This is a genomic window from Cupriavidus sp. BIS7 (genome assembly GCF_000292345.1).
Lineage (GTDB): Bacteria > Pseudomonadota > Gammaproteobacteria > Burkholderiales > Burkholderiaceae > Cupriavidus.
On record NZ_ALOU01000016.1, the window covers coordinates 98810 to 112005 of the forward strand.

11 protein-coding genes are annotated in these 13196 nt (G+C 64.9%); 7 read left to right on the plus strand and 4 right to left on the minus strand.

The window, feature by feature from the left end; genetic code table 11:
- Positions 1-11: 11 nt before the first annotated feature.
- Both xdhB and xdhA read right to left on the minus strand, forming a co-directional pair.
- On the minus strand, positions 12-2363 hold the full coding sequence (xdhB, locus tag B552_RS0106010) for a xanthine dehydrogenase molybdopterin binding subunit (protein WP_019448104.1): 2352 nt from the start codon (positions 2361-2363) through the stop codon (positions 12-14).
- A gap of 11 nt (positions 2364-2374) precedes the next feature.
- Entirely contained in the window at positions 2375-3871 is a 1497-nt protein-coding gene (gene xdhA / locus B552_RS0106015) for a xanthine dehydrogenase small subunit (RefSeq protein ID WP_019448105.1), read from the minus strand.
- 277 nt (positions 3872-4148) lie between these two features.
- Between xdhA and B552_RS0106020 the strand changes: the two genes are divergently transcribed.
- Complete coding sequence (locus B552_RS0106020) at positions 4149-5099, plus strand: LysR substrate-binding domain-containing protein (RefSeq protein WP_019448106.1); 951 nt, start codon at positions 4149-4151, stop codon at positions 5097-5099.
- 28 nt (positions 5100-5127) lie between these two features.
- On the opposite strand, the gene B552_RS0106025 is transcribed toward B552_RS0106020, so the two are convergent.
- Positions 5128-5982, minus strand: coding sequence for an extracellular solute-binding protein (locus tag B552_RS0106025; RefSeq protein ID WP_026035375.1), 855 nt, complete (start codon positions 5980-5982; stop codon positions 5128-5130).
- Between the two features lie 142 nt (positions 5983-6124).
- Between B552_RS0106025 and B552_RS0106030 the strand changes: the two genes are divergently transcribed.
- From B552_RS0106030 to B552_RS0106055, 6 genes are all read left to right on the plus strand, one after another.
- The gene (locus B552_RS0106030; RefSeq protein WP_019448108.1) at positions 6125-7222 is read left to right on the plus strand and encodes a substrate-binding domain-containing protein; all 1098 of its coding nucleotides are present in this window, start codon (positions 6125-6127) and stop codon (positions 7220-7222) included.
- Between the two features lie 119 nt (positions 7223-7341).
- Positions 7342-8025, plus strand: a complete 684-nt coding sequence (locus B552_RS0106035) for a DUF1120 domain-containing protein (RefSeq protein WP_019448109.1) — start codon at positions 7342-7344, stop codon at positions 8023-8025.
- A 96-nt stretch (positions 8026-8121) separates the two neighbouring features.
- Complete coding sequence (locus B552_RS0106040) at positions 8122-8718, plus strand: DUF4126 domain-containing protein (protein ID WP_019448110.1); 597 nt, start codon at positions 8122-8124, stop codon at positions 8716-8718.
- A 76-nt stretch (positions 8719-8794) separates the two neighbouring features.
- Positions 8795-11290 carry an FtsX-like permease family protein gene (locus B552_RS0106045; protein WP_019448111.1) on the plus strand — a complete coding sequence of 832 codons (2496 nt, stop codon included), beginning with the start codon at positions 8795-8797 and terminating at the stop codon, positions 11288-11290.
- Positions 11291-11305: 15 nt separating this feature from the next.
- Complete coding sequence (locus tag B552_RS0106050; RefSeq protein ID WP_019448112.1) at positions 11306-11740, plus strand: group II truncated hemoglobin; 435 nt, start codon at positions 11306-11308, stop codon at positions 11738-11740.
- Positions 11727-12338: a DUF924 family protein gene (locus tag B552_RS0106055; RefSeq protein WP_019448113.1), complete on the plus strand. Its 612-nt coding sequence runs from the start codon at positions 11727-11729 to the stop codon at positions 12336-12338. The genes B552_RS0106050 and B552_RS0106055 overlap by 14 nt, the downstream gene beginning before the upstream one ends.
- Here B552_RS0106055 and B552_RS0106060 read toward each other — a convergent pair whose 3' ends face one another.
- Complete coding sequence (locus B552_RS0106060) at positions 12339-13022, minus strand: DUF1120 domain-containing protein (protein ID WP_019448114.1); 684 nt, start codon at positions 13020-13022, stop codon at positions 12339-12341.
- Positions 13023-13196: the final 174 nt, after the last annotated feature.

Consider the following 13196-nt stretch of genomic DNA (forward strand, 5'->3'; position numbering starts at 1 on the left):
CTGGTGGTGCGTCAGACAGAGGCCACGGTGGCCTGCACGGCCTCCACGGCGTCGAGGATCGCTTCGCTGGTGGCGGGCGCGCGCAGCGGCGGGTTGACCTTGTAGTCGCCCACTGCGGCAATCGCGTCGCGAATCGCGAAGAACACGGAGAACGGCAGCAGCAGCGGCGGTTCGCCAACGGCCTTCGAGCGATGGATGCTGTCCTCGACGTTGCGGTTCTGGAACAGCCGCACGTTGAACTCTTCCGGGCAGTCGTTGATCGTCGGAATTTTGTAGGTCGACGGTGCGTGCGTCATCAGCTTGCCGCTCTGGTTCCACCACAATTCCTCGGTGGTCAGCCAGCCCATGCCCTGGATGAACGCGCCTTCCACCTGGCCGATGTCGATGGCCGGATTCAGCGACTTGCCCGCGTCGTGCAACGCATCGGCACGCAGCAGCTTCCATTCGCCGGTCAGCGTATCGACCAGCACTTCGGAGCACGCCGCGCCATAGGCGTAGTAGTAGAACGGCCGACCGTGCAGCGCCTTCTGGTCCCAATGCAGCTTGGGCGTGGTGTAGAAGCCGTCGGACCACAGCTGCACCCGGGCCACGTAGGCCTCGCGGGCCAGGTCGCCGAACGACAGGCGCAGTTCTCCCGCCACCACGAGGTCGTCGCCGAAGCGCACTTCTTCGACGGGCACGCCGGCCTTGCGCGCGGCGAAAGTGGCCAGCCGTTCGCGGATCTGGCGCGCGGCATCCTGCGCGGCCTTGCCGTTCAGGTCGGCGCCGGTCGATGCGGCCGTTGCCGACGTGTTGGCGACCTTGCTCGTATCGGTGGCCGTCACGCGCACGCGCTCCATGCGGATGCCGAGTTCATGCGCCACGACCATCGCCACCTTGGTGTTCAGGCCCTGGCCCATCTCGGTGCCACCGTGGTTCACGAGCACCGAGCCGTCGTTATAGACGTGCACCAGCGCACCAGCCTGGTTGTAGTGGGCCACGTTGAACGAGATGCCGAACTTGACCGGCGTAATGGCGATGCCCTTCTTGAGGATCGGGCTCGTCTCGTTGAACGCGCGCGTCGCGGTGCGGCGGGCCTGGTATTCGCTGGACGCCACGAGTTCGTCGATCAGCTCGTGGATGACGTTGTCCTCGACGGTCTGGCCGTACGGCGTGACGTTGTTATCGGTCCTGCCGTAGAAGTTGGCGCGTCGCACCTCGAGCGAATCCTTGCCCACGTTGCGCGCGATGTTGTCGAGGATGTACTCCACGGCGAACGCGCCCTGCGGGCCGCCGAAGCCGCGGAACGCGGTGTTGCTCTGCGTGTTGGTCTTGCCGCAGTAGCCGTCGATCTGCACGTTCGGCAGCCAGTAGGCGTTGTCGAAGTGGCAGATCGCGCGCGTCATGACGGGACCAGACAGGTCCGCAGAGAAGCCGGCACGCGACACCATTTCCACGCGTACGCCTTCGATGTGGCCGGCGTCGTCGTGGCCAACTTCGAAATCGAACACGAAGTCATGGCGCTTGCCGGTGATCATCATGTCGTCGTCGCGGTCCGGGCGCAGCTTGACCGGGCACAGCAGCTTCCACGCGGCCAGAGACGCGCAGCAGGCGAACATTGCCGACTGCGATTCCTTGCCGCCGAAACCGCCACCCATGCGGCGGCATTCCACCAGCACCTGGTGCGCATGCCAGCCGAGCATGTGGGCCACGGCGTGCTGCATTTCGGTCGGGTGCTGCGTCGAGCACCAGACGTGCATGCCGTCGTTCTCGCGCGGCGCGGCGTAGGCGATCTGGCCTTCCAGGTAGAACTGCTCCTGGCCGCCGAGATGGATCTTGCCGGTATCGCGATGGATGGCGGCGTCGATGTGGCGCGCGGGCTCGCCGCGCTTCAGGTGCATCGGCGGCAGCACGTAGCTGCCCGCAGCATGCGCGGCCTCGGGCGAAAGCACGGGCGGCAGGTCTTCGTAGTCGATGTCGGCCAGGCGCGCGGCGCGGCGTGCCGCGTCATGCGACGACGCCACCACGATAAAGATCGGCTGGCCGATGAACTGGACCACGTCCTTCGCCAGGATCGGATCGTCATGAATGATCGGGCCGCAGTCGTTGACACCGGGGATGTCGTTGACGGTCAGCACCGACACCACGCCAGGCGCCTTGCGTACGCGGTCGAGATTGATCGACTTCAGGCGGGCATGGGCGCGTGCGCTCATGCCGAGCGCGGCGTGCAGCGTGCCGGCCAGCTCGGGGATGTCGTCGGTATAGGTGGCAGTGCCGGCCACGTGCAGGTGGGCCGATTCATGCGGGCGGGAAATGCCCACTTGCGGCGCCGATTCGGCAGCCACGCTGGCGTCGAGCAGGAAGGGTTCGGTTTGCTTGTTCATGCGTGCTCTCCTCAGGCGCTCACGGTTTCACCGGCCCCAATCGCGCGGACATTGACCATGGCGGCGGGCAGCGCGCCCTCGCGTGTTTCCAGCCAGAAGCGATAGAGCAGGTTGGCGGCACCTCGGCTGCGATAGTCGGCCGTGGCGCGCATGTCGGTCAGCGGCGTGTAGTCCTGGCCCAGCGCTGCCATGCCGGCGCGCGCGGTGGCTTCGTTCCACGGCTGTCCGGTCAGCGCGGCCTCGGCCAGCGCTGCGCGCTTTGGCGTGGCGGCCATGCCCCCGAACGCAATGCTCGCGGCCTTGACGATGCCACCTTCGACCGTGATGCCGAATGCGGCGCACACGGCGGAAATATCCTCGTCAAAACGTTTGGACAACTTGTACGTGCGGAAATGCTGCGGCCCTTGCACCGGCACACGCAACCCGGCCACGAACTCGCCTTCGGTCATGGCCGTCTTCTGGTAGGCCAGGTACAGGTCTTCCAGAGGCAGCGTGCGGCGCACTTCGCCGCGCTGCAGCACGACTTCGGTGCCCAGTGCGATCAGCGCGGGCATCGAATCGCCGATCGGCGAACCATTGGCGATATTGCCGCCCAGTGTGCCAGCGTTGCGGATCGGCAGCGAGGCGAAGCGCTTCCACATTTCTTCAAGTTCCGGGTGGGCCACGTTCAGTGCGGCATAGGCCTTTTCAAGCGTCACCGCGGCGCCGATCTCGATAAAGCCGTCGCGTTCGGCAATGTGGTTCAGGTCTTCCACTTGCCCCACGTAGAGCAGGTTGCCGAGCTCGCGGAACTGCTTGGTGACCCACAGGCCAACGTCGGTGCTGCCGGCCAGGATGCGGATGTTCGGCTCGGCTGCCTTGATCGCGCCAAACTCGGCGGCGGTGCGCGGCGCGTAGAAATGCTGGCCGCGCGTGCTGTAATGGAACGTCTCGCCGCGCTTCAGGTTGCGCAGCGTGTCGGCAATCTGCTTCGGGTCGATGCGGTCGGCCTGGGGCGCGGGCAGGGCCATCATGCGCTGGCCGGCGTCGACGATCGGGCGGTAGCCGGTGCAGCGGCACAGGTTGCCGGTCAGCGCGTCGCAGATGGTCTGGCGCGCGGGCGGTTCGCTGCCCGGGAATTGCTGCTGGTACAGCGCCCACAGCGACATCACGAAGCCGGGCGTGCAGAAGCCGCATTGCGAACCATGGCACTCGACCATGGCTTCCTGCACGGGGTGCAGCGAGCCATCGGCCTGGCGCAGGTCTTCGACCGTGATCAGCGCCTTGCCATCGAGCGTGGGGAGGAACTGGATGCAGGCGTTGACGGCCTTGAATTCGACGTCGCCGCTGTCCTGCAACTCGCCGATCACGACGGTGCAGGCGCCGCAATCGCCTTCGGCGCAGCCTTCCTTGGTGCCAGTGCAGCGCACGTCTTCACGCAGGTACTGCAGGACGGTGCGGGTCACCGGGGCGTCAGATACTTCCTGAACCTGGCCGCGGTGGTAGAAGCGGATGGTTTGCGTCTCCATGATCTTCTCTCTTTCGGGGATGGCGGAAACATAGCACCGGGCCTTTCATGCAATATTCGGCCCATGTGATATGCCCCATCAAGGCGTGCGGCCCAGGGCGGGCCCGCGGCGCAACCCCAGCCCCCGGGCGGTCTGGCGCCGATCTACGGGTCTTCCCGTAGATCGTCTGGACTAGCCGCCGTATTTGACCGTTTCCGGGGTGGCTGTCTTACACTATGCGCCGTTCCCTTCCCTCACGCCACCCACGCCAGCCCGCCATGACAGGCTGGCATCTGCCATGCACGGACGCGACCATCTCGATACTTATTTGCTGCGGGTGCTGCATACCCTGCTGACCGAGCAGAGCGTGACGCGCACCGCCGTGCGCCTGGGCCAGTCTCAGCCCGCCATCAGCAATACGCTGAAGCGGCTGCGCGAAATCACCGGTGACGCCATCCTGGTGCGCGGCAAGAGCGGCATGGTGCCGACCGAGCGCGGCCGCGAACTGCTGTTGCTGGCCGAGCAGAGCCTGGCGGCGATGGATCGCATTGCGCGCCCACCGCAGCAGTTCGACCCGACCACCACCACGCGCACGTTCCACCTTGGCGCGCCCGATTATCTCGATGCATTCTTCCTGCCGAATATCGTCGAGCGCGTGCGGCGGCTGGCGCCGGGCGCGAAGCTGTTCGTGCATCCGATGACGCAGTCGACGGACTTCCTCGACGCGCTGGAGCAGGGTCACCTCGATATCGTGGTTGGCAACTGGCTGTCGCCGCCCGAACACCTGCATATTTCGCCGCTGTTCGATGACGAGGTGGTCTGCATGCTTGGCGCGCAGCACCCGCTGGCGCGCCATGGGCTGACGCTGAGGCACTACCTGGAAATGCCGCACCTGGCGCCCGCGCCGTATGCATCGATGCAGCGCAGCATGATCGACCAGGCGCTGGCCGAGCAGGGCTACAAGCGCAATATCCAGGTCACGCTGCCGTATTTCGGGCTGGTGCCATACGTGCTGATGAAGACGGACATGGTGTTCACCACGGGCCGGCAGTTTGCCGCGCACTACGCGCAGTACCTGCCGATCCGCATGGTGCCGTCGCCGGTGCAGTTCCCGCGCATGCGCTTCTACCAGCTATGGCATGAGCGCTGCCATGCGGCGCCGGACGTGATGTGGCTGCGCCGCATGATTGCCGAGGTAGCGACGGACCTGCCGCAGTTGCCGCGGCTGGAATCCAGCGCGGCAAGCTGAGCCCCGCGCCCCGGGGCTTGCGGCGCTGTCACTTGCCCTTGTAGTCGGGGAAGAAAAGCTGCTCGCCCTCTACCTTGTAGCCGGCGATGGCGTCCTGGCCTTCCTTCGACGTCACCCACTCGACGAACTTCATTGCATCGGCATAGTTGATGCCCGGGTGTTTGGCCGGATTCACGGCAATCACGCCGTACGGGTTGAACATCTGCGGGTCGCCCTGCAGCGCGATGGCAAGGCCGGTTTTCGCGCGATAGGCGCCATAGGTGGCGCGGTCCGACAGCGTGTAGCCGGGTAGCTGCGCCGCCATCGTCAGCACCTCACCCATGCCAAGGCCGGCGCTGACGTACCACGGCTGGCCCTTGGGCTCGATGCCAGCCTTCTTCCAGTAGTCCTTCTCCATCACGTCGGTGCCGGAGTTGTCGCCGCGCGAGATGAACTTGCTGCCGCTGACGGCCAGCTTTCTGAATCCGGCGATGACGTCCTTGCCGCCCTTGAGTCCGGCCGGATCATTCGCGGGGCCGACGACGATGAAGTCGTTGTACATGACGTCCCGGCGGTTCACGCCGTAACCGGCCGCTATGAATTCGTCTTCCAGCTTGCGCGCGTGAACCAGCAGCACGTCGACGTCGCCCATCTCCCCCAACTTCATGGCCTTGCCCGACCCGACGGCGATCACCTTCACATTGATGCCGGTTTTCTGTTCGAACTTCGGCAGCAGGTACTTGAGCAGGCCGGAATTTTCGGTGCTTGTGGTGGTGGCCATCTTCAGGTCCGCCGCATTCACTGCGCCATATGCTGTCGAGAGCACAAGAAATGCCAGTGCGCCCGTGGTGGCGGGGAGACCGTGAAACCGGCGGATTGATTGGGGACTACGGCGTTCAGACATGTGCAATTCCTTCTCTTATGTTTTTGGAAACACAATTGCCATTGCGGCGAAGCTTCGTGGAGAATGCGCGAATCGTCGTGGAAACCGAGGCACACGATTGTCGGCGAGCCACCAGACCTCGTAAATATGCAAGGCGAAACATATGACTTTCCGCTTCGACCTGTTCCCGGTCATTGCCGCCGATGACAACCCACGCGCCAACGGCAAGGTGTTCCAACTGCTCAAGGCCGTGCGCGAGACCGGGTCGCTGCATCGGGCGGCGCAGGAGATCGGGCTCTCCTACCGGCATGCCTGGGGCGTGATGCGCACATGGGAAGAGATGCTTGGCCGCGCGATGCTGGACATGGAACGCGGCCGTGGTGCTTCGCTGACGCGCTTCGGCGAGCGCCTGCTGCGTGCCGAAATGCGCCTGCGCGAGACGATCGATCCGGCCGTGCAGAAGGCGATGGCGGAGTTCCTGAGCGATCTCGACGATGCCGCACAGCCGCAGACCGTGCTGCATTTCTCCGGCAGCCATGACCCGGCCGTGGAAACGCTGGCCGGCGCGCTAAAGGAAACACCGGCGCCACTGCAGCTCGACACCGTGTTCTGCGGCAGCGTGGAGGGGCTGGTCTGCCTGCAGGAGCGTCAGTCCGAACTGGCTGGCTTCTATGTTTCGCCGATCCAGACGGCGGGCTCGGTGGCGCATGTGACGCTGCGCAAGTGGCTGCGGCCCGCCACGGTGCGGCTGGTGCGGCTGGCTTGGCGCGAGCAGGGGCTGATCGTGGCGCCCGACATGGCGCGCGAGATCCGAGACCTGCGCGATCTGGCCCGCACGGGCGCGCGCTTTATCAATCGCCAGCGCAGTTCGGGCACGCGCATGCTGTTCGACCAGTTGCTGGCCTCGCACGGGCTGTATCCGGACCAGATCACCGGCTACGACGATCCCGAGTTCAGCAACGACAAGGTTGCCGAAGCGGTCCACGCGGGCCGTGCGCAGGTCGGCTTTGGCCTGCGCATGAACGCGGAGGCGCACGGGCTCACGTTCGTGCCGCTGACGCGCGAGGCCTATTACCTGGCGCTGCGCAAGAACGACCAGAATGCGCCGTGGGTGACGGCGCTGTTGTCGCTGATTTCGGACCCTGCCTTCGTGCGCCGTATCGAGCAACTTCCGGGATACACGGCAGCGGAGCCGGCAGGCATCCTGACGCCGCAGCAAGCGTTGCCCTGGTATGGTCCGGATGGCAAGGAAGGGGCCTGACCCGAAGGCGGTGATGCGAATCGTGGGGTGACGGAAATTGGCTGAATTACCATTTTTAGCGGCCGTCGCCTAACGAATACTTCAAAGCAGAGCAACACAACCAGCTTTGGAGATTCATCATGAAATTCGCTCATCAACGAATCGTCACGCCGCTATTCGTGGCGCTTGCGGCGGCGTTCGCAACGACTTCCGCGTTGGCAGCCGAATCGGTGGACCTGGCGGTCAAGGGCGTGATCCGGCCATCGGCTTGCAACGTTTCCGTTTCGACCAGCGAGCTCGACTTTGGCACGATTTCCGCGCAGACCCTGAGCGAGACGGCCATGACGGTGCTCGAAAGCCGTCCGGTCACCGTCAACGTAGCCTGTGACGCGGATACCGTGCTCGCAATTTCCACGGCCGATGGCCGTGCGGGGACGGCACAGGCCGGTGCTCTCCAGGCGATCAGCGCGAGTGTCCCTGACAGTTACGGCTATGGGCTCGGTGAAGTCGCCGGGCGGAGAATCGGCGCCTTTGCAGTGACGCTGGGGGATGCCACGGTCGATGGTGCTGCCGGTCGTCGTCTCCGCAAGGACACTAACGAGTCGCGATGGTATGCAATAACCAACCAGGCGGACGCAGTTATCCGTACGACACGTTGGACCGCATACGCAAGCGCAGCGGCGCCTACCACCCCGATGCCGGTCAGTACCGTCAGTCAGGTCTATACGATTCAGCCTGTGATCAACACGACAGCCAACTTGCCAGAATTGACGCAGGGGATTCCGATGGATGGCCAGTTGACCTTCACGGTGCAGTATCTTTGAAGCAGCATCCAAGCCGGACCAGGCGCCCGAAGCGGCCCCCTGGCGCGGCCGTATTACACTCTTCGCAAGTCCGTTGCGACAAAAGCGAGGAATCCCATGCTGCAAACCGCCGCGCTGGCTGCAGGCATGTCCTGGGCCAGCGGCCTGCGCCTTTACCTGGCCGTGCTGACTGCGGGCGTGCTGGCCCGCCTGGGCTGGCTCGACCTGCCGCCCGGCCTGCACGTGCTTGAGTCCTGGTGGGTCATCGGTATTGCTGGTGCGATGGCCGTGGCCGAGTTCGTGGCGGACAAGGTGCCGGGATTCGACACGGTCTGGGATGGCATCCAGACCTTCATCAGGATTCCCGCCGGGGCGATCCTGGCGGCAGCCGCGTTCGGGCAGCTCGATCCACAGTGGATGGTGGCCGCGGGCCTGATTGGCGGCACGCTGGCCGGCACCGCGCATGCAACCAAGGCGGGTACGCGTGCATTGATCAATGTATCGCCCGAACCATTTTCGAACTGGGTTGCCTCATTCACCGAAGACATCACCGCGGCCGGCGGGCTGCTGCTGGCGTTCTTCCTGCCCGTTGTATTCCTGGTCCTGCTGGTTCTGTTCCTGATCGTCGCCGCCTGGCTGCTGCCGAAGCTGTGGCGCGGCGTGCGGCGGCTTCATGCAAGCCTGCGCGGCAATGCCGACAACCAGCGTCCATAGATCGATGCCGATGCCGACCCAAGATTCTGTCCCCGTTCCTCATGCGAGTTTCTCCGCCTGGCGGCAGGCCCTGCGCATGGCCCGCCGCGACTGGCTTGCAGGGGAACTGACGCTGCTGCTGTTCGCGCTGGTGCTGGCGGTGGCGGCGCTGACCAGCGTGGGCTTTCTGGCCGACCGGATGCGGCTGGGGCTGGAGCGTGACGCGCGCCAGATGATCGCCGCCGATGTGCTGCTGCTTTCAGACCAGCCATTCGATGCGGTCTTTATCGAGCGCGCCCGACAGGATGGGCTCCAGGTGGCCCAGACCATCACGTTCCCGAGCATGGCCACGGCGCGCGTCAACGGCGCGCCGGCGCACGGCGAAGCCGCCAGCCAACTGGCTGCGCTGAAGGCCGTGACCGATGGCTACCCGCTGCGCGGCAGGCTCAAGGTCTCAAGCCAGCCTGGCGGCGCCGAGACGGTGGCGGAGGGCATTCCGGCACCGGGCACGGTGTGGGTGGATGAAGCCTTGCTGAGCGCGCTTGGCCTGCGCGTTGGCGACGGCCTGCAACTTGGCAGCAAGACGTTCCGCATCGAGCGGATCATCACGCAGGAACTCGATCGCGGCGCGGGCTTCATGAACTTCGCGCCGCGCGTGCTGCTGCCGATGTCCGACCTGGAGGCCACGAAGCTGATCGGGTGGGGCAGCCGGGTGACGTACCGCTTGCTCGTGGCCGGTCCTGACGTCGCTGGCGAGCAGTATCGCAAATGGGCAGTCGGCGAGATCGAACAGCGCCATCTGCGCAATACGCGTGTGGAGTCGCTTGAAACGGGCCAGCCGCAGATGCGTGCCACGCTCGACCGTGCAGAGCGCTTTCTGTCGCTGGTGGCGGTGCTGTCGTCGATGATCGCGGCGGTGGCGATCGCGATGTCCGCGCGCCGGTATATGCAGCGCCATACCGATGCCTGCGCGGTCTACAAGTGCCTGGGCCTTTCTCGTCGGCAGATCCTGGCGGCATTCGGCATCGAGTTCGTGCTGCTCGGGCTTGGCGGCGCGCTGGTCGGCGTTGTGCTTGGCTACCTGGCGCACTATGGGCTGCTGCTGTCCCTTGGCGGGCTGTTGCGCGTGAGCCTCCCGCAGCCATCGGCCATTCCCGCGCTGGTCGGCGTGGCGGCGGGGCTGGTTCTGCTGACGGGCTTCGCATTGCCGCCGCTGCTGGCGCTGACACGCGTGGCGCCGCTACGCGTACTGCGGCGCGATATCGGCCTGCCGTCCGTGTCGGTGTGGGCTGCCTACACGCTGGGGTTGGGCGCGTTCGTCTCGCTGTTGCTGGTAGCCGCACGCGATCTGAAGCTTGGGCTGACCACGGCTGGTGGGTTTGTCGGCGCGGGCATTGCGTTTGCGCTGCTGGCGCTGGGCCTGCTGCTGGTGCTGTCGCGCGGCATGCGTGGCCGCGTGCGTGGCAACGTCGGCTGGCGCTTCGCGCTGGCCGTGCTCGAACGGCGCCGCGGCGTCACCGTGCTGCAGACGGTGGCGCTGGCCGTCGGCCTGATGGCGCTGCTGCTGCTGGGCATGACGCGCAATGATCTGGTCGACTCGTGGCGCAGCGCCACGCCCGCCAATGCGCCGAATCGATTCGTCATCAACATCCAGCCCGATCAGCGCGATACCTTGCACGCGATGCTGGCGAAGAACGGCGTCGACGATCTGCTCTATCCGATGGTGCGAGGCCGGCTGACACAGATCGGCAGCCGGCCAATCCACGCCGACAGCTATCCCGAGGGGCGGGCGCGCAACCTGGTGGAGCGCGAGTTCAACCTGTCGTACATGGACAAGCTCCCAGACGGCAATCAGGTTGTTGCCGGGCGATGGGGCGATGGCCCCGACGGCGCGTCGGTCGAAGAGGGCATCGCCAAGACGCTGCATATCAAGCTTGGCGATACGCTGCGGTTCGACGTGGCGGGGCAGGTCGTGGAGGCCCCTGTCACGTCGTTGCGCAAGCTCGACTGGGGCTCGATGCGCGTGAACTTCTTCGTGATCCTGCCGGTGGCCAAGATGCAGGGCCTGCCCCAGACCTATATCACCGCGTTTCACCTGCCGCCTGCCAAGGCCGCACTCGGCAATCAACTTACGGCCGCGTTCCCGAATATCACGGTGGTCAACACCGACCTGATCCTGCGGCAAATCCAGGACGTGCTTGACCAGGTGATTGCCGCAGTGCAGTTCCTGTTTGTATTCACGCTGCTGGCCGGTGTGACCGTGCTTTACGCGGCGCTTTCCGGCGCGCGCGATGAGCGCAAGCGGGACGCCGGGCTGCTCAAGGCACTGGGCGCGTCGGCTGCGCTGGTGCGCCAGACGCAGTACGCGGAATTTCTCGTGGTCGGTGGTCTGGCGGGCCTGCTGGCCAGCCTGGGAGCGGTGGCGGTGGGCTGGGGGCTTTCGCAATACGTGTTCGACTTCCCATACCGCTTCAACGGGTGGATCGTACCGGTCGGCGTGGTTTCTGGCATGCTGTGCGCTTTTGCGGGCGGCTGGCTAGGTTTGCGCGAGGTATTGCGGCAACCGGCACTGGCCACGCTGCGCGATGTCTGACTTCCCTGTATTGCCATGAGCACCGATTCCACCAACCAGCCTGAAAACCAGCCCGAGGACCAGCGGGAAGAAATCACCGCCTATGAACTGATCGGCGGCGAAGCGCGCGTGCGCGAGCTGGTTGACCGCTTCTACGACCTGATGGACCTGGAGCCGCAGTTCGCCGGGCTGCGCGCATTGCATCCGCCGTTGCTCGATGGATCGCGCGACAAGCTGTTCTGGTTCCTGTGCGGCTGGCTGGGCGGGCCGAACTACTTCATCGAGCGCTTCGGTCATCCGCGTCTGCGCGCGCGCCATCTGCCGTTCGAGATCGGCACCAGCGAGCGCGACCAGTGGATGCGCTGCATGGCGCTGGCCATGCAGGACGTGAACCTGCCGGAAAACCTGCAGATGCGCCTGATGGAGGCGCTGTTCCAGACCGCGGACTGGATGCGCAATGTTCCGCGATAGACAGCCTGGACAGACGCCCGCGGCTGCGCAGGCTGTGCTCGATTTCTGGTTCGGGTTGCCGGGTTCGGCTGAGTGGAATGTCTCGCGGCGGGAATGGTTTGCCAAGTCCGATACCTTCGACGCGTTGATTCACGAGCGATTCCTGCCACTCTGGCAGGCGGCACATGACGGCGCCGAGGACGACTGGTCCGTGACGCCGGAAGGCGCCTGTGCCCGCATCGTGCTGCTGGACCAGTTCCCGCGCAACATGTTTCGCGGCGACCCGCGCAGCTTTGCCACCGATGGCATGGCGCTGGCAGTGGCACGCTGCATGCTGGATGCCGGCTGGGATCGCCAGTTGCCCACGCCTTGGCATCGCATGTTCTGCTACCTGCCGTTCGAGCATGCCGAATCGATCGACGCACAGGATATTTCGGTGCGCGAGACGATTGCATTGCGTGACGACACCGCCGGCGAGGTCGACGTGGCGGAATGGGCGGAAAAGCATCGCGAGATCATCGCGCGCTTCGGACGCTTCCCGCACCGCAATGCAGCGCTCGGGCGGATGAGCTCGGAGGCGGAGATCGCGTTCCTCAAGGAGCCCGGTTCGAGGTTCTGATCAGAGATACTGGATCGTGAACGTCGCCAGGCCGTCGACGGGTATCTGACGGTTCAGCGTCGGGAGGTCGGCCTTGCGGTTCAGTGCCAGTTCCACGAAGTACTGCTGTGTGATAGTGGTGAAGCTGGAGGGCGCGCCGCCGTTCGTCGCCGACCAACTGTGGAGGCGCGTTGGCGTGATCGCATTACTTTGATTTACCCCACGAATCCATGTGGCCCCGTTGTCGTTCGAGACAACTGGATAGGCGGTGGCTCCATCTGCCTGTCCGTTGGCAGTGCGGTAGATCATGTAGCCGCCGATGTTCCTCCCATCGACGCTGCCGGCGCCGAACATGGCGGCATCGTTCTGGTTCGTGTACAGGAAGTACCCCATGCCTTCTGGCGTGGTCCCCGGGCGGCCATCCGTGACGGAAAGGGCTACCTTGGCCGCTGCATCGCAAGTCAGGGTCGCGGTAATGGACTGTCTGGGAAATTTTGTGAAGTTTGTGTCGCTGAGTCTGGACGCCATGATGACGCCGAAATCGACTTCGCCGTTATTGGAGAAGCTCAGGTCGCAGGACACCGGCAGCATATCGGCGCGCAGCCGGAATTCGGCGGTGGAGGCGGCCAATGCGCCATGGCTGAGGAGCATGCCACTGGCAATGCCAATGGCGTTGATGATGGGAATCAAGCGGCGGGTATTCACGGCAGTCTCCAGCGAAGTTCTTGCGGCACGCACTTGTGTTGCCGTATCTCGCTTTCGATTGTGGTCGTTCGCCGAAATCTGCTGAATAGTCGATCTCTTAAATTGCGCCGCATGGCCCACAGAGGATTGTGTCGTTCGGGCCGCTCGGGGGCAGCCCCGGACGCTTTGCTTATA

Coding starts and splice junctions, on each gene's coding strand:
- xdhB (WP_019448104.1), bottom strand. CDS start 2,363: ATGAACAAGCAAACCGAACCCTTCCTGCTCGACGCCAGCGTGGCTGCC.
- xdhA (WP_019448105.1), bottom strand. CDS start 3,871: ATGGAGACGCAAACCATCCGCTTCTACCACCGCGGCCAGGTTCAGGAA.
- B552_RS0106020 (WP_019448106.1), top strand. CDS start 4,149: ATGCACGGACGCGACCATCTCGATACTTATTTGCTGCGGGTGCTGCAT.
- B552_RS0106025 (WP_026035375.1), bottom strand. CDS start 5,982: ATGTCTGAACGCCGTAGTCCCCAATCAATCCGCCGGTTTCACGGTCTC.
- B552_RS0106030 (WP_019448108.1), top strand. CDS start 6,125: ATGACTTTCCGCTTCGACCTGTTCCCGGTCATTGCCGCCGATGACAAC.
- B552_RS0106035 (WP_019448109.1), top strand. CDS start 7,342: ATGAAATTCGCTCATCAACGAATCGTCACGCCGCTATTCGTGGCGCTT.
- B552_RS0106040 (WP_019448110.1), top strand. CDS start 8,122: ATGCTGCAAACCGCCGCGCTGGCTGCAGGCATGTCCTGGGCCAGCGGC.
- B552_RS0106045 (WP_019448111.1), top strand. CDS start 8,795: ATGGCCCGCCGCGACTGGCTTGCAGGGGAACTGACGCTGCTGCTGTTC.
- B552_RS0106050 (WP_019448112.1), top strand. CDS start 11,306: ATGAGCACCGATTCCACCAACCAGCCTGAAAACCAGCCCGAGGACCAG.
- B552_RS0106055 (WP_019448113.1), top strand. CDS start 11,727: ATGTTCCGCGATAGACAGCCTGGACAGACGCCCGCGGCTGCGCAGGCT.